Source organism: Nostoc sp. LEGE 12454 (genome assembly GCF_056620565.1).
In genome coordinates this window covers 1-24,025 of record NZ_JBWQXL010000002.1, presented here as the reverse complement: position 1 = coordinate 24,025, position 24,025 = coordinate 1, and the positions used below count along the sequence as shown (strand labels likewise).

Annotated in this window: 19 protein-coding genes; 10 read left to right on the top strand and 9 right to left on the bottom strand. The window is 42.7% G+C overall.

Going from position 1 to position 24,025, the window contains the following annotated elements:
- Positions 1-106: 106 nt before the first annotated feature.
- Both AC1F2U_RS02250 and AC1F2U_RS02245 read right to left on the bottom strand, forming a co-directional pair.
- Positions 107-451: a hypothetical protein gene (locus AC1F2U_RS02250; RefSeq protein WP_480259657.1), complete on the bottom strand. Its 345-nt coding sequence runs from the start codon at positions 449-451 to the stop codon at positions 107-109.
- Complete coding sequence (locus AC1F2U_RS02245) at positions 415-741, bottom strand: hypothetical protein (RefSeq protein ID WP_289795423.1); 327 nt, start codon at positions 739-741, stop codon at positions 415-417. The genes AC1F2U_RS02250 and AC1F2U_RS02245 overlap by 37 nt, the downstream gene beginning before the upstream one ends.
- 533 nt (positions 742-1,274) lie before the next feature.
- On the opposite strand from AC1F2U_RS02245, the gene AC1F2U_RS02240 reads away from it, so the two are divergent.
- On the top strand, positions 1,275-2,927 hold the full coding sequence (locus tag AC1F2U_RS02240; RefSeq protein ID WP_480259656.1) for an ABC transporter substrate-binding protein: 1,653 nt from the start codon (positions 1,275-1,277) through the stop codon (positions 2,925-2,927).
- 149 nt (positions 2,928-3,076) lie between these two features.
- Positions 3,077-4,102 carry an ABC transporter permease gene (locus tag AC1F2U_RS02235; RefSeq protein WP_480259655.1) on the top strand — a complete coding sequence of 342 codons (1,026 nt, stop codon included), beginning with the start codon at positions 3,077-3,079 and terminating at the stop codon, positions 4,100-4,102.
- A gap of 173 nt (positions 4,103-4,275) precedes the next feature.
- Here the strand turns inward: AC1F2U_RS02235 and AC1F2U_RS02230 are convergent, their stop codons facing one another.
- The gene (locus AC1F2U_RS02230; RefSeq protein WP_480259654.1) at positions 4,276-4,818 is read right to left on the bottom strand and encodes a hypothetical protein; all 543 of its coding nucleotides are present in this window, start codon (positions 4,816-4,818) and stop codon (positions 4,276-4,278) included.
- 228 nt (positions 4,819-5,046) lie between these two features.
- Here AC1F2U_RS02230 and AC1F2U_RS02225 point away from each other — a divergent pair, with 228 nt between their 5' ends.
- Both AC1F2U_RS02225 and AC1F2U_RS02220 read left to right on the top strand, forming a co-directional pair.
- Positions 5,047-6,129 carry an ATP-binding protein gene (locus AC1F2U_RS02225; protein WP_480259653.1) on the top strand — a complete coding sequence of 361 codons (1,083 nt, stop codon included), beginning with the start codon at positions 5,047-5,049 and terminating at the stop codon, positions 6,127-6,129.
- Positions 6,126-8,822 carry an AAA family ATPase gene (locus AC1F2U_RS02220; RefSeq protein ID WP_480259652.1) on the top strand — a complete coding sequence of 899 codons (2,697 nt, stop codon included), beginning with the start codon at positions 6,126-6,128 and terminating at the stop codon, positions 8,820-8,822. Before AC1F2U_RS02225 ends, AC1F2U_RS02220 begins: the two co-directional genes overlap by 4 nt.
- Positions 8,823-8,982: 160 nt before the next feature.
- Here the strand turns inward: AC1F2U_RS02220 and AC1F2U_RS02215 are convergent, their stop codons facing one another.
- Positions 8,983-10,098 (bottom strand): ABC transporter permease, encoded by a 1,116-nt coding sequence (locus AC1F2U_RS02215; protein WP_480259651.1) that lies wholly within the window; start codon positions 10,096-10,098, stop codon positions 8,983-8,985.
- A 118-nt stretch (positions 10,099-10,216) separates the two neighbouring features.
- Positions 10,217-11,098 carry an Npun_R2479 family HD domain-containing metalloprotein gene (locus AC1F2U_RS02210; RefSeq protein WP_480259650.1) on the bottom strand — a complete coding sequence of 294 codons (882 nt, stop codon included), beginning with the start codon at positions 11,096-11,098 and terminating at the stop codon, positions 10,217-10,219.
- A gap of 569 nt (positions 11,099-11,667) precedes the next feature.
- On the opposite strand from AC1F2U_RS02210, the gene AC1F2U_RS02205 reads away from it, so the two are divergent.
- The 6 genes from AC1F2U_RS02205 to AC1F2U_RS02180 all read left to right on the top strand — a co-directional run bounded on the left by AC1F2U_RS02205 (position 11,668) and on the right by AC1F2U_RS02180 (position 21,548).
- Positions 11,668-13,125, top strand: coding sequence for an efflux RND transporter periplasmic adaptor subunit (locus AC1F2U_RS02205; protein WP_480259649.1), 1,458 nt, complete (start codon positions 11,668-11,670; stop codon positions 13,123-13,125).
- 149 nt (positions 13,126-13,274) lie between these two features.
- A complete protein-coding gene (locus AC1F2U_RS02200; protein ID WP_480259648.1) occupies positions 13,275-16,466 on the top strand; it encodes an efflux RND transporter permease subunit in 3,192 nt (1,063 codons plus the stop codon).
- A 105-nt stretch (positions 16,467-16,571) separates the two neighbouring features.
- Positions 16,572-17,048 carry a hypothetical protein gene (locus AC1F2U_RS02195; RefSeq protein WP_335182493.1) on the top strand — a complete coding sequence of 159 codons (477 nt, stop codon included), beginning with the start codon at positions 16,572-16,574 and terminating at the stop codon, positions 17,046-17,048.
- Positions 17,049-17,311: 263 nt separating this feature from the next.
- Positions 17,312-17,698 carry an endonuclease domain-containing protein gene (locus AC1F2U_RS02190; protein WP_480259647.1) on the top strand — a complete coding sequence of 129 codons (387 nt, stop codon included), beginning with the start codon at positions 17,312-17,314 and terminating at the stop codon, positions 17,696-17,698.
- A gap of 181 nt (positions 17,699-17,879) precedes the next feature.
- Entirely contained in the window at positions 17,880-18,170 is a 291-nt protein-coding gene (locus AC1F2U_RS02185) for a hypothetical protein (RefSeq protein ID WP_480259646.1), read from the top strand.
- A gap of 81 nt (positions 18,171-18,251) precedes the next feature.
- Positions 18,252-21,548, top strand: a complete 3,297-nt coding sequence (locus AC1F2U_RS02180; protein WP_480259645.1) for a HEAT repeat domain-containing protein — start codon at positions 18,252-18,254, stop codon at positions 21,546-21,548.
- 130 nt (positions 21,549-21,678) lie between these two features.
- Here AC1F2U_RS02180 and AC1F2U_RS02175 read toward each other — a convergent pair whose 3' ends face one another.
- The 4 genes from AC1F2U_RS02175 to AC1F2U_RS02160 all read right to left on the bottom strand — a co-directional run.
- A complete protein-coding gene (locus AC1F2U_RS02175; protein WP_480259644.1) occupies positions 21,679-22,119 on the bottom strand; it encodes a hypothetical protein in 441 nt (146 codons plus the stop codon).
- Between the two features lie 29 nt (positions 22,120-22,148).
- Positions 22,149-22,484 carry a hypothetical protein gene (locus AC1F2U_RS02170; RefSeq protein ID WP_480259643.1) on the bottom strand — a complete coding sequence of 112 codons (336 nt, stop codon included), beginning with the start codon at positions 22,482-22,484 and terminating at the stop codon, positions 22,149-22,151.
- A 35-nt stretch (positions 22,485-22,519) separates the two neighbouring features.
- Entirely contained in the window at positions 22,520-23,125 is a 606-nt protein-coding gene (locus AC1F2U_RS02165) for a hypothetical protein (RefSeq protein ID WP_480259642.1), read from the bottom strand.
- Positions 23,126-23,247: 122 nt separating this feature from the next.
- The coding region (locus AC1F2U_RS02160) for a hypothetical protein (RefSeq protein ID WP_480259641.1) at positions 23,248-24,025 on the bottom strand (778 nt) is incomplete at its 5' end.

Genomic DNA, 24,025 nt, shown 5'->3' with positions numbered 1-24,025 from the left:
TTTTCTTACTGAGGTTATGAGAGACGAAAATCGCCACTCATAAAACTCTCTCTTGTTTTTTGTTATTGCCAGAGCCAGAGTATCACCACAGCGTAGTCTTAATAAGTCAGACAGCGTGGGTGCTTCGGCAATGCTTACTCGCTTCGGGAGGTTTACCTATGTTAGGGTAGCCATCGCCAAGCAAAAATGAGAATGTTTTAAAAAGTGTAACTATTGATGGAATTGTTTGCAAGCGTGTAAATTGATGCGATCGCGTAGCATCTCCAAGTTTTTTCGCTACCAATACCCGTTGGGGATGAAATTTGCTTATCTTTTCTTTACGTGGGGAGCAGGGGAGCAGGGGAGCAGAGAAGTTGTTATCCCCTCTGCCCCTCTGCCCCTCTGCCTCTTGTGCCCCATACCTATACCTACTATCTACTGAACCACCAAGTGGATATTTTGCAGTTGACACTTCGCCTCAGCTGTACCCAGGCGTTCGATAACCTGTTCGGCACTCATCAGACGCTTGAGTACTACTTGACCGATGGTCTGGCTACCAATTACTGGTGTTGTTGGCTTCACTTCCACGGTTAAAACGGCTTCTTCAACTCGATAAAGCCAGAGCAATTCATTTTCTTCGACTAAACAAATATTCATTCGCTGAATATCTGGTTGGCGTCGCCATGCAGTTATTTGCCAGAGTCCATCAGATGCCCAAACTCTTGCAACTGCCCATCCCTCAGATAGAAAGAAATACTTCACGGTCTTAGTCTCACTATTTCGACTTTCAATCTGCTGTTAACGATATCGCGATCGCTTTAGTCGCTGATGTTCAAACACACTTCTTTTTGAGAATACAGCCAATCTTGACGATAAAACGCTTTATCGATGTCTGTTCTCAAGCAGTAACAGGTAAAATCTCAACGTACATTACTTGGGCTAAGTGTCAAAGCTTTACAAGACCTATTTTTCTAGTAACTATGAATTTACGACAAATTTAACCAATGTTGAAAATTTTAATTACATAAAAACTTTTCAATACTTAATAAATCTTAAATATCAAATTCTGTATTTTATCAATGATTTTTTGTAACCAAATAGTGAATAGGTGTAGCCCGTCGTAGGCATCACAGCAATAAACTTGATTATGAAGTTGAATATCCGCCACAAATTTTTGATTTAGATGGCTACAGAGGTTCTATTGCAACAAGAATCACTATAAATTGTGAAGATTCAGCATAAGAGTCACAAATGTAGTAAAATTGCTGACCGCTGATATCAAATATATTATTGCTATGACCTGGTTTTCCTTGTTCGTGAAACGATGGGGTCGGATTAGACAATTCCTATCTTTGTTCTGTCTATGTTTATTTTTAATTGTTAGTTGCGCTCCTCGTCCGCAGTCAACTACGCCGCCATCTGGTTCTGTAAATACCCCTACAGGTGATGGTCGTATTACTATCGGTACAACAGCCAAGCCAAGAACCCTCGATCCGGCTGATGCTTATGAGTTAGCAGCTTTAGGTTTGGTGTTTAATATGAGCGATCGCCTCTACACCTACGAACCAGGAAGCACCGAAATTAAACCTCAATTAGCTACAGCATTACCCAAAGTCAGTCAAGACGGCTTAACTTATACCATCCCCTTACGTCAGGGAGTACTTTTTCACGATGGAACTTCCTTCAATGCTCAAGCAATGTCCTTTACCATCCAGCGCTTTATTGAAAACAAAGGAAAACCCTCATTCTTACTAGCTGATGTAGTAGATTCGATAAAATCGACAAGCGAGTATGAGTTGACAATCAAGCTGAAAAAGTCCTTTGCAGCTTTTCCTTCACTGCTGGCATTTCCTGGAGTGTGTGCCGTTTCGCCAAAAGCTTACGAAGTCGGTGCTGGTAAATTCAAGCCGAATATTTTTGTAGGAACTGGCCCTTACAAATTAGGACAGTATGGTACTGATTCCATCCGATTTGATGTGTTTGATAAATATTGGGGAGAAAAACCAGTTAACAAGGGTGTTAATCTCCAAATTCAAACTAGTCCAGTTAATTTGTTTAATGCTTTTCGTACAGGTGCAATCGATGTAGCTTATCTGTCGCTGCAACCAGATCAAAATCGAAGCTTGGAAGAAGGTGGTAAAAAAGGGGATTGGCAAGCGATCGCAGCTGAAGGTAGTGTAGTAAGTTATCTGGTATTAAACCGGAATCAAAAGCCTTTAGATAAATTAGAGGTAAGACAAGCGATCGCATCCATAATTGACCGTCCACTTTTAAATGAACGAGTGTTACTTGGTCAAGCAGATCCGCTATATAGCATGATTCCCACAACGTTTAAAGTTTCTGTGCCATTATTCAAAGATAAATATGGTGATGCTAACTTCGATCAAGCTAAAAAATTATTAACTACTGCTGGCTTTTCCAAAGAAAATCCTGCAAAAGTACAAGTTTGGTATCCTTCTAGTTCACCTACTCGGAGTTTGGCAGCACAGACACTCAAATCTCTTGTGGATGTCAAAATGGATGGAATACTGCAATTTGAAGTTACCCAAGCGGAAGGGCCTGCCTTCTTTAAAGACATTGCCAAGGGTTTGTATCCGGCAGCTTTACTTGATTGGTATCCAGACTTTTTAGATCCAGATAATTACGTCCAGCCATTTTTGTCTTGTGACAAAGGTTCCGTGGCTAAAGGATGCGAAGATGGAGGCAGTCAAACTCAAGGTTCGTTCTACTATAACGAAGCCATAAATAAATTGATTGATGGGCAACGCAAAGAACAAAACCTCGAAGCGCGTCAGAAAATTTTTAACGAAATTCAAACGCAAGTTACTACTGATGTACCTTACGTTCCTTTATGGCAAAACAAAGACTATGTATTTGCCCGAAATGGTGTTAATGGCGTAAAACTTAACCCTACCCAAATTTTGGTTTACCAGACACTTAAAAAGTAGTCATTGGTCATTAGTCATTGGTCATTAGTAATAACTGTTGACCATTGACTTTTGACTATTCAATAAAAATTTCATGTTTAATATATATTTAGTTGATAGCTAAAATAGTTCCCAAAATTGCATTTTGAATCTTAAACTTTAAATTCCTTATGTCTCGTTCTAAAGCTTTACAGTATTACATTGTTTCTCGGTTGCTTCTTGCGCCACTTCAACTATTAACCATCATCACTATTGTATTTCTCTTACTAAGAGCAACACCAGGAGATCCAGCAGATGCAATTCTTGGTGGACGTGCGCCAGAAGCAGCTAAAGAAGAATTGCGAAAACAACTCGGTTTAAACCTTCCGTTGTGGCTACAGTATCTAACTTATTTGGGAAGCATACTGCGCTTTGACTTGGGAACTTCTTTAATGAGTCGCGGACAAAATGTTTGGGACATAATTGGGCAATATTTCCCGGCGACAGTGGAGTTAGCAGTATGTAGTATGGCGGTTGCACTCATCGTCGGCATTGCGGTTGGGACTCTTTCGGCTTCACGTCCTGGGACATATTTTGATGTCGGCGGGCGCTTGTTTGGTATCATCACCTACGCACTTCCGATGTTTTGGGCGGGAATGCTTTTGCAGTTGATTTTCTCAGTCCAACTGGGTTGGTTTCCTAATTCCAACCGCTTTCCGCCCAATCTGCCGGCTCCGACTACTGTCACTGGATTGTATACAATTGATAGCTTACTCGGTGGAAATTTCGCTCAGTTTTTCACATCCTTACACCATCTTGCGCTACCGAGTCTCACACTAGGAATTTTGCTCAGTGGAATTTTTGAGCGAATTGTGCGAGTGAATTTAAAGCAAACCTTGCAAGCCGATTATGTAGAAGCCGCTAGAGCCAGAGGTATTGGTGAAAATAAGATTTTAGCCTCCCACGCTTTAAAGAATGCTTTAATTCCAGTGATTACAGTCTTGGGATTAACCTTTGCTTCTCTGTTAGGTGGAGCGATTTTGACAGAGGTAACATTTTCTTGGCCTGGTTTGGCCAATCGACTTTATCAAGCGATCGCCGATCGCGATTATCCCACAGTCCAAGGAGTGCTAGTATTTTTTGGTGCGATCGTTGTCAGTGCCAGCATTTTAATTGATATTTTAAATGCTTATGTAGATCCACGAATTCGCTACTAGCAAAAAGTTCTTAATTCTTGCTTATTTTCTTGTAAGGTGGGCAGCATTGGAAGCGCTCACGTCAAAGTCTTGCCCGCCCTTTTTGGTTGGTAATACCCCACAAGAGATGCAGTTTCACTCTAGAGTTTTCTGATGATTACAGAAACTTTTTGCTTTCAAACGGGCAACTTAAATTACTGCCCGACATCCAAAATAAAGTAGAAACTATCTTCAGCAATTCTGTTGCTGCCAACTTGCTTAACGATAGGTATGATGACTCGGTGCTGTCCTGGTTCCAGCTTCCAGGTTTTTTGGAAGTTACCAATATTATGACAACCAGCATTTATCGGGAAGGTACTAGGAGTGAAAAGACCATTTTTATAATTCTCAACTCCACTTGGAAACAGATAACTTTTTACTTCTACTCGATTGACTGGAGCTTTAGATGGTATGCAATAGCTGAGGTTTGATAGTCTTAGAATATCTCCAGCTTTTAAAGGTATGCGATCGCGATTTTTAACTTGCTGAGGTTCGTTGCTATTAAATTGTACAGTGAGGTGAGAAATGCATACTTTAGTTGCAGAAGTTTGATTGCATTCTGAATCAGAAGTAGGAGAAATATGAGCTTCAGTATTAGTCTTTCCGTTTACCGCAATCCAAGCAGCACCCAAAACGCCAATCAAGCCTATGATAGCCACTGTCAATGGCACAATTACGTTGTCAGTTGAGACTCTCATAGTAATTTACCTCTTCAAAATCAGTTTTATTAATAAATAACCATTGACAACAGCATATATTTTGCTTGGAATAAAGTCCCAGAAAAGCCTTTCCGGTTAACAAAAAAATTATCGGAAAAATTATTCCGCATTTTTAGATATCCGGAAAATGGTATATTTAAATTCTGTTTGGTTAAAATCTAGAAGTGCAGATTAGGTTGCCAAGGTGTTGAGGATAATGGCAAAAATATGAGTTCTTGGCAAACCTTTCTCGTAATGGATGTATTTCGTCAGTATGGTTTAAGCCCTACAGAACAAGAGATTTTTCTGGCAAAATTTCCTGATGAGAACACTGTTAACAACAATAATCAGGTTGCAGACCAATCATTAGAAAATAAGCAACTTCCCGACACAGCAGAGACTGTGACGAGGCAGATGTGGACGATATATAACCGAAGATTTTCTCCCCAGCAAGACCGCGAAGGATTTCTGGAATTTAATCATAAAAGTAGTAGAAGCAAAGATATAAAATTTCTAGCTTGGTTAAAAAATAAGTATTCACAATGGCTGGAAACACAAAATTATAAGATTGTTGATTCTGTCCCTACTTACACAGAGAACCCATTTACTCCCCTGAATGACATCATCACTGACCAGCATCTACTGTACGGTCGGGAAAGAGACATTACAAGGATATTTGAAACCCTAAACAGCGGCAGTAGTGTAGCACTGATTGGAGAGAAAAAAATCGGTAAGTCTTCTCTACTCCAAGCTATTTACCAACAAGCACAACATCGATTGCTCAAACCCCGCAAAGCAATTTATCTTAACTTAAGCCTAATTTTTAACGATGATGACTTTTATGATGAACTCTGCGAACAAGTTCAGATGCCTGTCGAGAGGGGTCGGCAATTAATTCGTAATTTACAACAACAGCAACTATTGCTGTTATTAGATGAAGTAGAACAAATGACTTGGAAGGGTTTTACCAGAGACTTGCGCCAACAACTGCGTGGTTTAGCTGACGGACAAGCTAACCCACCTCTGCGCTTGGTGATTACAGCCAGCGAACACCTAGACATTTTATTTCCTGATAGTCGAGATAATCCTTCACCCTTCCAAGGCGTTTGCATTGAAGAAATTATCCAGCCTTGGGACGAAAATATAGTCCGTGGATTTATTCGCAGTCGTTTAATGAATACTCAGGTTAGTTTTACAGAAGAGGAAATTATTCAACTAATCAAAGAAAGTTGCGGACACCCCCAGCGACTTATGTATTCGTGTCATCGAATCTATTCACGGTACATACAGACGATGAAAACTCAATTATGACCCAACAACCTCCTGTACCGCGTTTAAACTTAGCGCCCAAGTTGAGGCGTCCCCTCTCGCTGTGGAAGCCCTTGGATTATCTACGCCTGCTGTATTGGGTGTTTTTCTTTCCCCAGGCTTTGCGGTGGTATGTGAATGAATTCGGGGGTAGGTATATTCCTCAAGGGGAAATGAATTGGCGCAAGGGATGGGAGTTATTGCGTCAAAATGCTATTCAACGTCAATTACTTCTCCAAGGATTAGTTTTAACAGTAGTTACACCTCTAGCTGTAGGTCTAATTTTTCAGGCAGTAAACATTCCCGTTAACTGGTTAGGCGTGGCGGGAGCCGTGGCGTTAGGCGTGGTGGGAGCCGTGGCGTTAGGTGTGGCAGTAGGCGTGGCGAGAGGTGTGGCGGGAGCCGTGGCGGGAGCCGTGGCGTTAAGTGTGGCGGTAGGTGTGGCGGTAGGCGTGGCTGGAGCCGTGGCGTTAGGTGTGGCGTTAGGTGTGGCGGTAGGCGTAGTGGGAGGCGTAGCGTTCGGCGTGGCGGGAGCCGTAGCGGGAGCCGTGGCGGTAGGTGTGGGGGGAGCCGTGGCGGGAGGCGTGGTGTTTGGCGTCACAAGAGGCGTAGCGGTAGGTATGGCGGTAGGTGTGGCGGGAGCCGTGGCGATAGGCGTAGCGGTAGGCGTAGCGGTTGGCGTGGCGTTAGGCGTAGCGGTTGGCGTGGCAGTACTGCGTCCAGAAACCTGGCTTATTGGCTTACTTTTAAACTTGCGAATCATGCAAAACAGGAATTGGCTAGTCCCCCATATCACTCCGCTTCCCCTTCCTAATTTTGTCTGGCACTTGCAAGATTGGTTGCAAAATGATTGGGAAATAGGTTTACATAATACTAATGAACTGCTGGCATATACCCTACAATTCATTCCTGTTGTCCAAGCAGTTAATAAAGTACTTACTACAACTCCATCGGAACACATTATTTGGCGTGTTTCTTTACTAGCAGCAGATCCTTTTGATTGGAAATTAGTAGGTTTTGCTTCGGGTTCTTTGAGGGAACAAATCAAGTTACAACTTGTTAACGGCTTTGTATTCTTTCGTTATTTAAAAGAACCAAGCTCCCCTCCTTTAACAGTAGACATTCGCTTAGATACTCCTGCTCGTGCTGCTGCGGCTGGTTTCTGGCATCTGCATGAAAAAGAACTGGTGAAAGCAGTAAAGGCTTTTACAGTAGTGCGTTCTCTTCTCTATGGTGAGGAAATGTATACCCTTGCCCAAACTTTAACAGCGTTTCAGAAAGCTCAAACATCAGCGTCTATTGCAGCTATCCAAGTTCCTCCTTTTCCACAGGAACCGCTTTTACGTCCAATTACCTGGAAAGTCCTTGTTAATCTGCGACGAGTTATTGAGGATGTCAAGTTTGTTAATCGCAGTGTCTCACGTTCAGCCAGGTCTTTAGCTCTCAATCGAGCATTAGGCGAACTCACAAGCATCCTAAATCAAGCCAACACCTTGCCGCAAGCAGAGCAAGGGTTAATCATAGATATCGCTCAAACTTGGAAAGAAAGCCTTTTACAAATCACTGGTGAAGTGGGAGAAATTTCTATCACCAAGTCTGTGGTTAATCCTTATGTTGTAGGCGACCCCGTTCAAGGTCATCTCTTTGTTGGGCGAAAAGATGCCATCAGACAGTTAGAAGAACTCTGGGTGATGGGTAATCAACTCCAGTCTGTAGTTCTCTACGGCCACAGGCGTATGGGCAAAACTTCTATTCTGCTTAACGCTACTAACTGTCTAGGCTCACAAATACAGCTAGCTTATGTCAACTTGCTACGTTTGGGAGATAGTCCCCAAGGTGTCGGTGAGGTGCTAATGGCAATTTGTGATGAAATTTCTCAAACTGCAAAACTTCCATCACCAGCTGACGCTGATTTACTAAATCTTCCCTACCGGAGTTTTGAACGCTATTTAAAACAGGTTGAAGCAAACCTAGACGGTGGGTTAATCATCGCCTTAGACGAATTCGAGAAAATTGAAGATTTAATTGAAGCGAACAAAATACCTATCGACTTTATGGGTTTTTTGCGGGGATTGGTGCAAATGAGTTCTAAAATCGCCTTTGCCTTTGCTGGTTTACACACCTTAGAGGAAATGACAGCAGATTATTTTCAACCCTTCTTTGCCAGCGTCATTCCTATTCATGTAGGCTTTCAAGAACGTGCAGCTACCCGCCAAATTCTCGCTAACCCAGGTAATGAAGACTTCCCCCTCGACTACATCCCGGAAGCTTTAGATGAAATTTATGCTTTGACACATGGTCAACCATATTTAGTACAACTGCTGGGTTTTCAGCTAGTGCGCGGCTACAATGACTTTGTTTTTGAGCAAGGGCGATCGCGTGACCCAGTTTTCACAGTAGAAGATGTAGAAGCAGTCATCAATGACTCTGAGTTTTTTAAGCGGGGACGCTACTACTTTGATGGGGTTTGGGGTCAGGCGGCGCGGGGTGTTAAGGGTCAACAAGCAATTGTACAAGTGCTTGCACCTCATCCAGAAGGGCTAAGTCTGGATGCCTTAGCTCAATCTACAGGTATGAACGATGCCGATTTACAGGAAGCGCTGAATACTCTGAAGCGTCATGATGTCGTTGAGGAAATTCAGGGAAGCTGGCGGATTGTGGTAGAACTTTTTCGCCATTGGGTTTTGCAACATTAGAGTAGAGCGATCGCATTTGTTACTTTGGCGATCGCATTTGTTACTTCGGAGTTCGCATTTGTTATTTCGGGGTTCGCATTTGTTATTTCGGAGTTCGCATTTGTTATTTCGGAGTTCGCATTTGCTACTTCAGCGACACCATTTACTATTTATTGGAGGCTTATCTTCTTAAACTGCGCGGGTCTAGTGCATCTCTCAGCCCATCACCGAGTAAGTTGAATGCCAGCACTGTAAGAATAATCAGCACAGCCGGCGGCCAAATTAACCAAGGTTGCAACACCAAGATTGAAGCATTACTAGCCAGAGAAAGCATATTTCCCCAAGAAGGGTCTGGTTGTTGAATGCCCAAGCCGATGAGACTCAGTATCGCTTCTGAACCAATAAAACCGGGAATTGCAAGAGTTGCAGAGATAACTACATAACTAGCCGTTTGCGGTAAAACGTGGCGGACAATGATATAAATTGGGTTCCCACCCATTGCACGCGCTGCTTGGACAAATTCTCGCTCTTTAAGTGATAGTACCTGTCCCCGAATGACCCGTGCTAAACCAGCCCAGCTAATAACCGAAGTAATCACCACAATTAGCAAAAAGCGCTGGGTACTACTTAAACCCGCTGGTAAAACTGCGCCCAAAGTCACCAAAAGATAAATACTAGGGAAAGTCATTAGCACTTCTGCCAAGCGCATAATGATGCTATCAGTCACACCGCCGAAATAGCCAGAAATTCCCCCAACGAGCAAACCGAGGGGATAGGTAATGATAATACCAAAAATCCCGATAAACATACTGATGCGACCGCCATGCAACAGGCGGCTGAATTGGTCGCGGCCTTGGTCATCAGTGCCCAAAATATTGACTTTTGCGCCGGTTGTTGTGCCAAATAAATGCCAATTTAAGGGGATACCACCAAAGATTGTGACTTCATCCCACTTCGGTGGTAGTGGCAAACTCATCTGCAACAATCGGTATTCTGGCCCGGAGACAAATAGACGCAGGGGTGAAGGCTTTGTTGAGTCTACAATGATTTGGCGATCGCCTGTATCTAAATTCGTATTTCCCTGAGTCGTCGGATAAACATAAGGCCCAATAAACTGCCCTGATTGAGAAACCCAGTGTATCTTCGTTGGTGGCAGCAGCGAACCATTAGGCTGTGAAGCATAGGGGTCATAAGGAGCTACAAAATCAGCTGCAATTACTCCTATATAGAAAATTAACAGTAAAATTGCCCCAAATCGTGCCAAAGGGTTTTTCTTAAGTCGTCGCCACCAATCCATAGTAGTTAGGAGTTATAAGTTAGGAGTTATGAGTTATTAAGTTTTTATCTTAATTCATAACTCATAATTAATAATTTTTAACTCCTAAACTCCTGTACAGACGCGATTAATCGCGTTCCTAACTCTTAACTGCTAACTTCTCTAAATATCGCTGCTGTTCTTCCTGTTGTTTTTCATGTTCCACAACAAACACGTTTGAGTAGAGATTAGCAAGAATTTGTTTTCCCTGTTGTGTCAATGATAGGTAATGCAGTCCTTCTTGGATATAGGGATAAACGCCATTCCAGTAAAACTTAGCGTAGTTATTACGTAAATCCGCAGGGGTATTATAGCCCAAAACTTTATTTACACCAGTTTCTTCAAATTCGTAAAATAAAGAAGTAATTTTCTTCAGGTAACGCGGATCGCTTAGTTGACCAATCAAATCAGCAGCACGGACTAATCCTGCAAAGCATTTTGTATCTTGATGATCTTCCGCCGCCGGCACGGGAAATCGAGTCAATTCAATATTGCTCTTGATTGCGTCAGCATCTATTAATTTGTGACCTCCAAAACGCTCATCAATAAAAAGCTTGGCTCTATCAACATGATACGGCGTCAAACTGGCATCAGAAGCGCCAGCAGCCACAGAAATCATTCTGCCATTTTTACCTGTGGCATATAAGTTTGCTGTTTCTCGGTCTTGTCGGCAAACCCCTTTAACGTAGCCAATATCGTGACACACTAAGGAAATAATACAATGCAACCAGTCTTCACTGGAAACACCGCCTTCTCTGATATGTTTGCCACGTAAAATTTCTTGCCCCACTAGAGCGACTAGGACTGTGTGTTCAACATTGTGATAAAGAGCGTCGCTATTGGCAATGTTTTCCAAAGCCATGTTACCTGCCCAGGCGATAATGTCCTGATAATCATTTTTAAAGCAGCCATAAGTGCGGCGGTAGCCGTCTCGAATTTCATTTACGAAGGCATCAATTAAAATTTCAGTGGCATTGAACATATCTGGTTACTCTGGTAAATACTAATTTTTTATTGATTTTGATTGATTTCAAAATTCCATAATCAAGGCCACCCTTGCTGGAATTTTAGGCAATGGAGTTTGCTCCTTTGTAACTCACGTGTACCTGTAGCCGCTAGCTTTATCTATGTCTCGATACATGGCTTCCTGGCAACACAAAGGCTTTAAGAAATGATTGATTACGTGTAAAACATAATTTCCTGGTGTACCAAGGTACATAAATACTTTCGATTCTAATTAGATAAATCTAAATGAGCTATATTAGTTTTTCATATCTAAGCATTAGTTGACAGTGATCTCAATACAGATGGTGTGTGACATAGAGTAGCTTTATGAGATGAGAAAATTTTTTGTATCATAATCTACATAAAATTTATTACCATTTTTAGATAGTAATTTCTCTTAGTTGTGAGGTTGTATTATATACTGTTGCAGATAAAAGACATTCACTATGAAATGCGTCATAGTTAATATCGAAGTAAATAAACTTCAAGTTTTCTTAAGAAAATACCAAGATTTGGTATGCATAAACAGCAAGTAGAGGTGAAACTGTGAGCGATGAAAGTCTTTCAGAAGTTGAGGTGGAAGAAGCTATAACCTCTGAAGATAGGAATTTTTTAAGCAAATCAGATCGAAAGCAGACCAGGGCATGGTTGAAGCCATTATTCTTGGGTACTGGTTTAGGAATTGCGATCGCCTTGGTTGGGATGAGTGTATTAAATCGTTCTCCATCGCGTCAACAAAGTGGGGTAGCGGATAAAAAAGTTAACCCGGCGATGACAGTTACTACCGCCACAGTAGAAACCGCCCGTGTTGTCCGTACTCTTAAAACGACTGGGACTGTAGCCGCGAGTGATTTAATTCCGGTGCTACCGCAAACAAACGGTTTACAAATTCAAAGCATCCCCGCAAATGTCAAAGAAGGAGTTTTTGTCAAACAAGGGCAAGTGTTGGCGGTGTTAGATGGTTCCATACTGCAAAACCAAATTAGCCAAGCAAAAGCAGATGTGGAATCGAAACAAGCAGATGTGGCATCCAAACAAGCTGATTTGGCATCCAAGCAGGCAGATTTGGCATCAAATAAAGCAATAGTGCAGCAAAAACAAGCCGATTTAGCTCAAGCTAAAGCGAGGTTGGAGGAAGCAGGCAAAAATTATCAGCGCTATCAACAACTCGCTGACTCTGGGACGATTAGCAAACAAGAACTTGATACTCGTTCTTACGCTGTGAAAACTGCCATAGAAGTTGTGAACCTATCCCAAGAAAATGTGCGTAGCGCCCAGGCTAATATTGGCAGTGCCCAAGCCAATATTAATAACGCCCAAGCGATTATCAACAAAGCCAAAGCCGATGTCAAAAGCAGTGCTGCTAAAGTGCAACAACTGCAAACTCAGTTGGGACAAACTGTAGTACGTGCGCCGGTTTCGGGAGTAATTGCCGAGAAATTAGCTAGAGTCGGGGATGTCACTGGTGTACCGCCGCAAACCCAGGTGGGAATTGTTATTGGTGGCACACAAAAGCTATTTTCGATTATCCGAGATGAAAAGCTAGAACTTCAGGCGAAGGTGCCCGAAACTCAACTAACTCAGGTGAAAATTGGCGCATCCGTCCAAATTACTTCTGATGTCGATCGGCGGGTGCGATCGCAGGGACGAGTCAGAGACATACAACCACAGCTGAACGATCAAAGACGGGAAGCGACAGTGAAAATTGACTTGCCACCAACAACTTTACTTAAACCAGGAATGTTTGCTAGTGCTGCAATTACTACTGACTCAGGGATGAAAATGGTAGTGCCACAAAAAGCAGTGCAGTCCCAAGCTGACGCAAGTGTAATTGTATTCATCTTATCGAGTGAAAATACAGTCAGCAGCCAGAAAGTAGAGTTAGGAGATCCTGGCAATAATGAGACAGTGGAAATTAAGAGTGGGTTACAGTTAGGCGATCGCGTTGTCGTTGATGGTGCAGGCTATCTCAAAGATGGCGATCGGGTTCGAGTTGCAAATTGAAGGAAATAGGGAAAAATAACCGATGACAAATGACCAATACTTCTCTTCGAGAGGCTGCGCCAACGGCTTCGCTCAGTACAAGTAACAAATGACAAATGACAAATGACTAATCCAAAATCTAAAATCTAAAATCTAAAATTAATTTCCCAATGTCTTTTAATATCTCAGCCTGGTCGATTAATAAGCCTGTTCCCACGATAGTTTTATTTTTAATTTTGACGGTTGTCGGTTGGTTCTCATTCATATCCTTGGGGATTGATATTAACCCAAATATTGATGTACCAACAGTTTCGATCAAAGTCACCCAACCAGGTGCAGGCCCAGCAGAACTAGAATCCCAAGTGACGAAAAAAATTGAAGATGCTGTGGCGGGGTTGGGCAATATCGATTACATGATTTCCACCGTCAGCGATGGAAATTCTAAGACGACAATCAATTTTGTTTTGGGTACAGATAGCGATCGCGCCACCAATGATGTTCGGAATGCGATCGCTCAAATTCGCCAAGATTTACCCCAAGACATTAACGATCCAATTGTGGAACGCCTAGAATTTTCCGGCGGCCCAGTGATTACTTACGCAGTTAAATCAGATCGGCGTTCTGTAGAAGAATTAAGCAATCTCGTAGACCAAACTATTAGCCGTGCCTTGTTGGGAGTTCGTGGTGTAGCACAAATTCAGCGCGTGGGTGGTGTTGATAGAGAAATTCGCATTAATCTTAATCCAGACCGCTTACAATCTTTAGCGATTACCGCCACTCAGGTAAACGACCAAATCCGTGCTTTGAACATTAACTTACCTGGTGGACGTGCCGAAGTCGGTGGTAGCGAACAAAGTATTCGCACACTTGGAAGTGCCGCCAGTGTGGATATTTTGAAAACCTACGAAATCGTTTTACCACAAGGTGGTTCCGTACCTTTATCTAGCCTGGGAACTGTAGAAGATAAATTTGGTGACGTGCGCCAAGCTGCCCGTTTGAATAATCAACCTGTGGTAGCTTTTCAAGTCTTGCGTAGTACTGGCAGCGTTCTGGTGACTGTGGAAGAAGGAGTGAAAGCAGCAGTCAAAGAATTGGAAAAAACCCTTCCTCCAGATGTCAAACTGGATTTAATTTTTACTAGAGCCGATATTGTCCGCCAATCTTACCAAAGCACCATTGATGAATTGATTCAAGCTTCGGTGCTGGCGGTCATCGTTATTTTAGTGTTTTTGCGGGACTGGCGAGCAACATTAATTACGGCTGTTGCCTTACCTTTGTCAATAATTCCCACCTTCGCAGTGCAGCAAGCCCTTGGTTACACCCTCAACAACATGACTTTGTTGGCATTAGCCCTGGCAGTGGGCAACTTGGTTGATGATGCCGTTGTGGAAATTGAAAATATGGAACGCCACATGGCTATGGGGAAGTCAGCTTGGGAAGCTGCTTTTGACTCTTCCGACGAAGTAGGATTAGCGGTAATCGCAAGTTCAGCGACCATTATTGCAGTGTTTCTGCCTGTTGCCTTTATGGGTGGGATTCCGGGGCAATTTTTCCAACCATTTGGCGTTACCGTTGCCGTTTCCACAATTTTCTCAACTCTTGTCGCGCGGATGGTTACGCCGATGATGGGGGCGTATCTTTTAAAGGAGGCGGAGGGGCAGGGGGGCAGCACTTCGGCTACGCTCAGTGACCGAGGGGCAGGGGGGCAGAGGGGCAGAGGGGCAGAGGGGCAGAGGGGAGTAATAAAAATTTTGAATTTTAAATTTACACTTCCAGGTGGCGGGAACGGAAGTAGAAAACTTGGAGATGAAAAGGGTCAAGGCTTTCAACCTTATAGATCGCTTTTACAGTGGGCGTTACGCCATAGATTGACAACAATGGCGATCGCTTTAGCTTTTTTTATTGCCAGTTTGACGCTGGTTCCTTTAATTCCCAAGGGTTTTGTTGATGATGGCGATTTTGGAATTTCTAATGTATCTATAGAACTTCCTCCTGGTTCCACATTAGAAGATGTTAACAAGGTAGTCACACAAGCGACTGATATTATCCGCCAGAATCCAGTAGTTGAACGCGTACTAGCAACAGAAGAGATCAATTCTGCCAGTCTTGCGATTAATCTCAAACCCAGAGAGAAACGAAATATTTCCCAAAAACAGTTTGAGGAACAAGTACGTCCTAACTTTGAACAAATACCAGGAGCGAGAATTAGTTTTCAAAGTCAGTCGCCGGGTGACAGCCGCAAAGGTTTATCAATTGTCCTCAGAAGTGAAAATCCCGAAGCTTTGAATCAAGCTGCTGATGCCTTAGAAAAGCAGATGCGATCGCTAGCTGGATTGGTAGAAGTGGCTTCGACTGCAAGTTTGGTAAAACCAGAGATTTTGGTAATTCCCAACCCGCAACGGGCAGCAGATTTGGGGGTGACAGTGCAAGCGATCGCTCGGACTGCTTCCCTTGCCACCATCGGCGATAATGATGCCAACTTAGCGAAATTTAATTTAAGCGATCGCCAAATCCCCATTCGCGTCCAAATCGATCCGCAAGCGCGGGCTGACATTAACACAATCACAAATCTGCAAGTCCCCAGTCAAAATGGTAGATTGGTTCCCCTCATCGCAGTGGCAGATATCCGCTTTGGTAGCGGCCCTGCTACCATCAACCGTTACGATCGCGCCCGTCAAGTAGCTGTAGAAGCCAATTTGCAAGGGCTTTCTTTAGGAGAGGCAGTCCAGACAATCAACCAACTACCTGCGATGCAAAACTTACCGCCAGGAGTAGTACAGCAACCATCAGGCAGCGCCAAAATTATGCAAGATATTTTCGGTCGCTTTGGCGGTGCCTTGGGGCTGGCATTAATGTGTATCTATGCAATTCTGGTACTGCTGTATAACAACTTTCTTCATCCATTATCGATTATGGCAGCCTTACCCTTTTGTTTAGGTGGCGCATTAGTAGCGTTGATGGTTGCTCAAAAACCCTTGGGAATATATGCCTTGATTGGGATTGTGTTGTTGTTGGGGATTGTCACCAAAAACTCGATTTTGTTGGTTGACTATACGATTATCAATATGCAAGAAGGCAAAACCCAACGTCAGGCACTCATAGAATCGGGCGTATCACGTCTGCGACCGATTTTAATGACTTCTTTCGCAACGATCGCCGGTATTCTCCCTTTAGCATTGGGAATTGGCGCCGGTTCTGAAGTTCGCCAACCAATGGGAATTGCTATTATGGGCGGTTTTACAACTTCTACTCTGTTGACACTGGTGGTAGTGCCAGTGATATTTAGCTACATTGACAACTTCCAAACTTGGATTATGGATACAATGCGCTATGGCTTTGGTAAGAAACCATCGCGCCCATAATTGTAGAGACGGCGATTTATCGCGTCTTCCGCCTCGTGCCCAATTTGTGCGATCGCATTTACCAGTGGGAATCATAACAAACAGATTTACCACAGTAAATATCCAATGTCTTACCAAAACATTACCGCTTCCCTTTCCCCAGAAGATATCCAAGAAATTAAAGCAGCCTTTGCGACTATCCAAGCAAAGATGCCTTTTCTCGTTACCCTGAGTGCAGAAGAACGACGCAACTTATTTAAGATGGGCGATAAAAGACTAGCTTTTGTCAACAATAGCCTGATTGCTGCCCAATCTAACCGAGATATTTTACCAGCCAGTTTTGATTTAGATGAATTTGTGCGGGATTATCAACTAGCTGCTAACCTCACCGAAGTTTTGATTGGACTGCGACAACTGACAGAACAGGTAGATGATACCCTAATGGCAGTCGGTAGCGAAGCAATGGGTAGTAGTTTGACAGTTTATGATTACGTGAAGACTGCTGCTAAGAAAACTCCAGGGTTAAAAACTATTGCTGAACAATTAGGCGAACGGTTTAAAGCTATTAAAAGTAAACCTGCTAAAGCTGCTGTCGATTCTTAAAGGCTTTTAAAAAGCTTTTAGTGATGTAGCCAATACTTTGAGATCCCCCTAAATCCCCCTTAAAAAGGGGGACTTTGACTCCGGTTCCCCCTTTTTTGAAGGGGGGTTAGGGGGGATCAAAACGTTAACTGAACCCTATTGCCTTAAAAAGCGTGACTTTGACTCCGGTTCCCCCCTTTTTTAAGGGGGGTTAGGGGGGATCTCGAATGACTATGCACCAAAACCTACGCAGTATTGGGTAGGGGGCATAAACACTAGAAAATATGACAAACAAACTCAATAGCAGCAATCTCTATCTACCTTACAATCCAAAGCTTGTAGAAAGAGCGAAAGAACTTCGTAAAAATATGACCCCAGCAGAAAAAAAGCTGTGGTATGAATATTTGAGAAATTTTCAATATCGGGTTTTAAGACAACGACCGATTAATCATTTCATAGTTGATTTCTACTGCCCTACTTTACAAACAGTGATTGAAATTGATGGGGATAGCCATTTTACAAATGAAGGTCAAGATTACGATCTGGAGAGAACAAACATTTTGGAAGGCTATGGTTTAAAGATTATTAGGTTTACAAATAGTCAAGTTTTAAATCACTTTGATAGTGTGTGTGAGCAGATACAGCATACGATCCCCCCTAACCCCCCTTAAAAAAGGGGGGAACCGGAATTAAAGTCCCTCTTCTTAAGGGGTATTTAGGCGAACCTCAAAAAACGGGGAAAACTTCTTAAAGTCCCCCTTCTTAAGGGGGATTTAGGGGGATCTCCAATGACTATGCACATTAACCGAATCGTATTGAGAGTCTCCTGATTTGTAAAACGAGATATATCTTTTGATCGATGAACCTCAAAGCTTCGCCGATGAACCTCAAAGCTTCGCCGATGAACCTCAGAGCATCGTCGCTGAACCTCAGAGCATCGTCGCTGAACCTCAGAGCATCGTCGCTGAACCTCAGAGCATCGCCGATGAACCTCAGAGCATCGTCGATGAACCTCAAAGCATCGTCAATAAACCTCAAAGCATCGTCAATAAACCTCAAAGCATCGTCAATAAACCTCAAAGCATCGTCGATGAACCTCAGAGCTTCGTTAATGAGTCTTTGATACTCGTGAGCAAGTATTAAAGGCTCTCAATCAGGAATTAGGAATTGCAAGCTTGGTATTATACCGATAGCCGCGTGTAATCTGCCGCCTTGCCCTGATTTATGCTCATAACTCCCCGCCACACTAACAAGCTCTCCATCTTTTTCCTTTTCTGTTTCACCCTACTCCTAACTCTCTTCCTCTCTCTACCTTGGGTAAACGCCAAAGAAACCCCCAAACCCAAACCCCAAGATTGGCAGATTAACGGTATATCAGCAGCCCTTGATGACGGACACGACGAAGTTAAAAGATATGCTCTGGATAAATTAGTTGAGTATAATCTCAAAGATTTAAAATCCGTGGTCAAGAAACCAGAGGATATTGCCGAGAAAACTGCCAAAATCCTTAAGGATAAAACCGTTGATAAAGATGTTCGTTCCAGTGCAGCACAGGCATTGGGAAATCTGGGGGAGGTAGCCAAACCCTACGTCAAAGACATCCTCGACTTCCTCAAGAATAAATCTGTTGACTTAAATGTTCGTAGAAGTGCAGCAGACGCATTGGGAAATCTGGGGGAGGTAGCCAAACCCTACGTCAAAGACATCCTCGACTTCCTCAAGAATAAATCTGTTGACTCAATTGTTCGTTACGATGCAGCAGTAGCATTAGGCAAATTTGGGGAGGCAGCTAAATCCTACGTCAAAGACATCGCTGACATCCTCAAGGATAAATCCGTTGACTCAATTGTTCGTTCCGGTGCAGCAAAGGCATTGGGAAATCTGGGGGAGGCAGCTAAACCCTACGTCAAAGACATCGCTGACATCCTCAAGGATAAATCCGGTGACGACTTTGTTCGTTCCAGTGCAGCAGAGGCATTAGGAAATTTAGGGAAGGCTGCCAAACCCTACGTCAAAGACATCGCTGACATCCTCAAGGATAAATCCGTTAACACTTCTGTTCGTTCCAGTGCAGCAAAGGCATTAGGAAATCTGGGGGAGGCTGCCAAACCCTACGTCAAAGACATCGCTGACATCCTCAAGGATAAATCCGGTGACGACTTTGTTCGTTCCAGTGCAGCAGAGGCATTGGGAAATTTAGGGGAGGCTGCCAAACCCTATGTCAAAGACATCCTCGACTTCCTCAAGGATAAATCCGTTGATAAAGATGTTCGTTCCAGTGCAGCAGAGGCATTGGGAAATCTGGGGGAGGCAGCTAAACCCTACTTCAAAGACATCCTCGACTTCCTCAAGAATAAATCTGTTGACGGTGATGTTCGTAAAAGTGCAGCAAAGGCATTGGGAAATCTGGGGGAAGTTGCCAAACCCTACATCAAAGACATCGCTGACATCCTCAAGGATAAAACTGTTAACACTTCTGTTCGTTACGGTGTGGCTTCCGCATTAGGCAAATTGGGGGAGGCTGCCAAACCCTACGTCAAAGACATCCTCAATATACACAAGGATAATGTTGTTGAAAGCAGGTCTATTGATGATACAGATTCTGCATTCAGTAACTTGGGGGAAGCTGCCAAACCCTACGTCAAAGACATTCTCGACATCCTCAAGGATAAATCCGTTTACCCCCCCTTTGTTCGTTCCGGTGCAGCAGTGGCATTGGGAAATCTGGGGGAGGCTGCCAAACCCTACGTCAAAGACATTCTCAACATCCTCAAGGATAAATCCGTTGACCATTATACTCGTTCCCTTGCAGAGGCATTGGGGAAGATAGAACAACTGAACCTAAATAATATAGTTGTAATTATGGATAGTGTCTATTACGCAGGTCAATTAGAGTTTGAATTTTGGCGGTTTTGGTCTTATTTCCTAAGTGGCGGCACAGATGAAGTAAAAACGCTACTGACATGGCTGGGCAGACCTGAGAGAAAAACAATTCCTGAGCAACTTACCCATGATGAAGGCAAAAAAACGCTGGAGGTTTTTCTCAAAGCCTGGGAACCGAGTAAAGACCTGGATAAATTAAGAGAAGATTTAGCAGAACAGATTTCTATAGTTGCCAATAACAAAAAAGTTCATTGGCAATGGCAAGATATTGGTTTGCTACAATCCCACTACAATAACCTCAAAACTTCCTACCCTACTAAAGCTTATGCAGTACAGTCACAGATAAATAACCTTGAGGGTTGGCAGTGGTTTTTCAAAGCCGGAAACACCATCATCGCTCATATTGCCTTTTGGCTAGCCCTCATCTTTGCCTACCCCAAATTTCCCCAAGTCCAAGCCATCTTCTTCTGGAACCCTTGGGTACGTCGTATTCTCGGCGTGGGCTATGTAGGCTTTCTCCTCACCTGGTTTCCCCCCTTCCGCCGCAAATTATTTGAACCCTTCAAACCTTCCCTATTAGCCGATGCCGGCTTAGATAATTTTCACGATCAATCATACTTCCCAGAGTCTCAAGTCAAAGTTCCCACTTCAGGAGACATCCTCTCAATTACCGCAGCCTTACCCAGCATTCAAGGACAAATTATCTTAGAAGGTGATTCCGGCTTAGGCAAGTCGATGTTTCTCCGTCATCTGTTGCAAAACTCCCAGCGCATAGTCGTTTATCTCCCCGCCCAAAAATGTCATAAGGGCGTAATTGAAGCCATCCAAGACAAGCTACACGGACAAGCCCAAGATGCCAGCTTCCTGAAAAACCTGATTTACAGTGGCGCGATAGATATCTGCATCGACGGACTCAACGAAGTCACCGCCGAAACCCGCGCCAAAATCTGCCAGTTTGTCGAAAGCTATTTCCGGGGCAACATTATCATGACAACCCAGCCCCTAGAGTGGACACCCCCCTCAACAGCCAAAACCTACTACTTGCAGCCCCTTGAACAACAACAAATTCAAGAGTTTTTGCTCTCCCGTCAGCCGCGACTCCCCAAAGATGCCAAAATTCAAGGTGCTGATTACGCCCAAGCTTGTACCAATTATTTAGCAGAAGTCCTCAACAACCAGCAAGCTCAAGAAGAGTTAGATGCGGTCCGCCGAATTCTTTCTAATCCAATGGATCTGACAGTGGTTGCGCTGATGCTATCACAAGGTAAACAGCCAAACTTATTTCGCCTGCAAGAACAGCAATACAATCTAATGGCGGCAGAATACCTGAAAGAATGGAATCAAGAATTTCCCTTAAAGAAATTCTCAGCCGCCGTCTACCAAATGCGACTCGAAGACAAACAAGCCTTACCCGCCGATGAATTTCACCAAGTCGCCATGTCCTTGTCAGACGAGAAATACAAAATGGTAGTCAGCCGTCAGTGGCAAGATGAAAAAGGCGAAGCCAAGAAAGAATGGTACTTCCGCCACGATAAAATCATGGATTTCTTCTTGGTGCAAAACTTTCTCGGCGAAAGTGATGCCGCCGAAGGAATATTAGTTGATAGAATCCCCGCACGACATGAAAGCAAAAATTAAAGTTGGAACAATTCACCTAGAAGGCACTTGCTTCAAGTGCGGCAAGTACTCCGACCTCAAACTTTTAGGTAAAGACCTACTTTGTCCAGACTGCTGCAAAAAGTTTCAGTTACCCTGAATCCCCAGATGATTACTCATCAGGCTGGGTGTGTTCTTCATACTCACGAATCTGAAAATTTGTATCGCGTTGCAAAAAACGCTGTATATCCCTTGTGTAAAACAATATCCTTCTGAACTTGTGGTCAATCTTCTCATTCAGTTGCCCTAAAAGCATTTGAATGACATCCTTCCGATTTACATATTCTTGAATATGCAAAGCTAGTGTCCTGTCAATCTCACGAATTTTTTCAGTATTTCTTGTTTGTTCTTCAAGAGCTTTTTCAATTTGAGTAATCGAATTTGAAATTCGATTGATTTTGCTGATGACAGTAAAAGTTACACCACCAAGAACAGAAGCACTAACGAGAATCCCTAAAAATATACCAGTGCTTTCTAGAGTTAGTGTTATTCCTGGGGAGTTACTAGAAGAGTTGGTATTGGTAATAGCTATTATGAGCTGTGTAGTAGTCATTGGTCAAAGGAAATGAATTTTCATCGCCGTTAGTTATCTACAAATTCCCATATCTTCAAAGTGCAGTCTTGAAAGTATTTTGGGACTTCAAACGAAACTTTATAATCAGTCGGAAAACGTAAAAATTTAATGATTACTGGTGTGTAAAGAGAAACAAAGCGCGATTCTCCAAGTGCCAACCCTAACGAAAATGGTACAGGAACAGCTTGATTTAAATAACCAGCTTTGTACCAACTTGATTTAGCCGTAGCGCTAGATACTTGAACTGCTACGACTGCTGATGAAAAAAGGTGGGAAGGTTTAAAAGCTGCTATGGGTTCGATGATTATCCCACCTGATATTGTTGCGTTTTTAGTGGAATCCATAATTAGACTCCATTTTGTTGAGTCAGCAAACATTTCTAAGCCTTAATTCTGCTCAGAGTAACCCACTGACTACCGTATCCCTGCTTAAGGTAAATCCTGCCAGTCTCACCTAAAAGTGCTGTTACTTCTTCGGGTGTATTAAAAAGGTTTTGAAATGCATCAATTAGGGCTTCTAAGGTATAGGCAGTAGCACCTTCCGCGTTCTTCATGGCATAGAAAGGCAGCCGATGATAATAAAGTCCTGTTAAAGGATTTTTATCTGCAAACCGTAACCATCGTCCGTGTGTACTGGACTCAGCAATAGTAACGGGTGTCGCGTTTCCCTTGAACCATTCGACTCGAAAATAAGGGATACGACTGCCAGTATCTATTACTACATTTGCACCTGCTGCTGGTTTAGCAGTTAACAAACCAGCTTTAGCTGCACCACCAAAAACTTGCAATACTTTAGAATTCACCCTTAATTCTAAATTTCTTCCAACATCAATCAGGTCTTTTGCCCAAACTATTTGATAGTCAGCGTTAGGACGGGGCTTGTAAGGCTTTGGATTTTCTAGTCTTTCTGCTTTTCTCGCTGTCTCTCTTTTAACTTTCTCTTGAGCTAATTCAAGCGCCTTTGCTCCACTAATACGTCTTGCCATATTTCTCGATTTTGTTTTGAAAAACTATTAATTGCAATTTAGCCTTAAAATAACCGTATTTTTCTAGCGGAGATATATTATATTTCCTACTTCGATTTCCCAGAATCAAAAATTCATCTCAACTAAAGTTTAACTAAAGGGTCATATCTGTACGTAGTATCTATCAAGAATACTGGGTTAACTTCTCCGGGAATTAATGCGTAAGCATACCTAAATATTAAGTTAACTATTCTTCTGTACGATTTCTTTTTACGCTTTTTACCCATAATTATCTGAGTTTCGGTAACTTCACCGACAGTACTCGGTTTTTTGGGATTACCTACATTTATTTTTAATTCATCAAAAGGAACATCAATTACGTTGCAAATTTTCTTGTAGAGATTTATTCCATCAGCCTCATTGTTAGAAAGTATCTTTGAACCATTGGGGAACCCGTGTTTTGTATCTTTGTAGCTAATGCAAAGATTGCCCTTGGCATGAATAATTCCTTGTTTATTGTGAGTAAACTGAACTTTAATTTCATTTGCTATTTCTATTAATTTTTGACGCAAATCAATAGAAGTATTTTCTAAATTCATTAATCTAACGCTGTATTCTGCATCAGATTTATAGTTTTGCGTAGCTGGCACAGACTGAGAATCTTGTGAAAAGTAAAAGACTATTTTGGGATGACCTTCAACAGGTGGCTCCATATTTTCTCTAGAGCCATAGTATACAGCTAAATTCTTCCTTCCATATCCCAAGACATCAAACAATAAATGATGACGCAAGCTCATCATTGATTGATTGTCGTTATCTAACATTGTGCAAGCAACCCTTAAAGCACTTCTAGGGGAAGCAATGTTAGGTTTCCAATCATCCCCTAAATCACTAAAGTATTGTTTTACTAATGCATTGTGT

What these genes read in the sequence shown, in the direction of transcription:
- AC1F2U_RS02240 (WP_480259656.1), top strand. Translation starts at nt 1,275, where the DNA reads ATGACCTGGTTTTCCTTGTTCGTGAAACGATGGGGTCGGATTAGACAA.
- AC1F2U_RS02235 (WP_480259655.1), top strand. Translation starts at nt 3,077, where the DNA reads ATGTCTCGTTCTAAAGCTTTACAGTATTACATTGTTTCTCGGTTGCTT.
- AC1F2U_RS02230 (WP_480259654.1), bottom strand. Translation starts at nt 4,818, where the DNA reads ATGAGAGTCTCAACTGACAACGTAATTGTGCCATTGACAGTGGCTATC.
- AC1F2U_RS02225 (WP_480259653.1), top strand. Translation starts at nt 5,047, where the DNA reads ATGAGTTCTTGGCAAACCTTTCTCGTAATGGATGTATTTCGTCAGTAT.
- AC1F2U_RS02220 (WP_480259652.1), top strand. Translation starts at nt 6,126, where the DNA reads ATGACCCAACAACCTCCTGTACCGCGTTTAAACTTAGCGCCCAAGTTG.
- AC1F2U_RS02215 (WP_480259651.1), bottom strand. Translation starts at nt 10,098, where the DNA reads ATGGATTGGTGGCGACGACTTAAGAAAAACCCTTTGGCACGATTTGGG.
- AC1F2U_RS02210 (WP_480259650.1), bottom strand. Translation starts at nt 11,098, where the DNA reads ATGTTCAATGCCACTGAAATTTTAATTGATGCCTTCGTAAATGAAATT.
- AC1F2U_RS02200 (WP_480259648.1), top strand. Translation starts at nt 13,275, where the DNA reads ATGTCTTTTAATATCTCAGCCTGGTCGATTAATAAGCCTGTTCCCACG.
- AC1F2U_RS02195 (WP_335182493.1), top strand. Translation starts at nt 16,572, where the DNA reads ATGTCTTACCAAAACATTACCGCTTCCCTTTCCCCAGAAGATATCCAA.
- AC1F2U_RS02190 (WP_480259647.1), top strand. Translation starts at nt 17,312, where the DNA reads ATGACAAACAAACTCAATAGCAGCAATCTCTATCTACCTTACAATCCA.
- AC1F2U_RS02180 (WP_480259645.1), top strand. Translation starts at nt 18,252, where the DNA reads ATGCTCATAACTCCCCGCCACACTAACAAGCTCTCCATCTTTTTCCTT.
- AC1F2U_RS02175 (WP_480259644.1), bottom strand. Translation starts at nt 22,119, where the DNA reads ATGACTACTACACAGCTCATAATAGCTATTACCAATACCAACTCTTCT.
- AC1F2U_RS02170 (WP_480259643.1), bottom strand. Translation starts at nt 22,484, where the DNA reads ATGGATTCCACTAAAAACGCAACAATATCAGGTGGGATAATCATCGAA.
- AC1F2U_RS02165 (WP_480259642.1), bottom strand. Translation starts at nt 23,125, where the DNA reads ATGGCAAGACGTATTAGTGGAGCAAAGGCGCTTGAATTAGCTCAAGAG.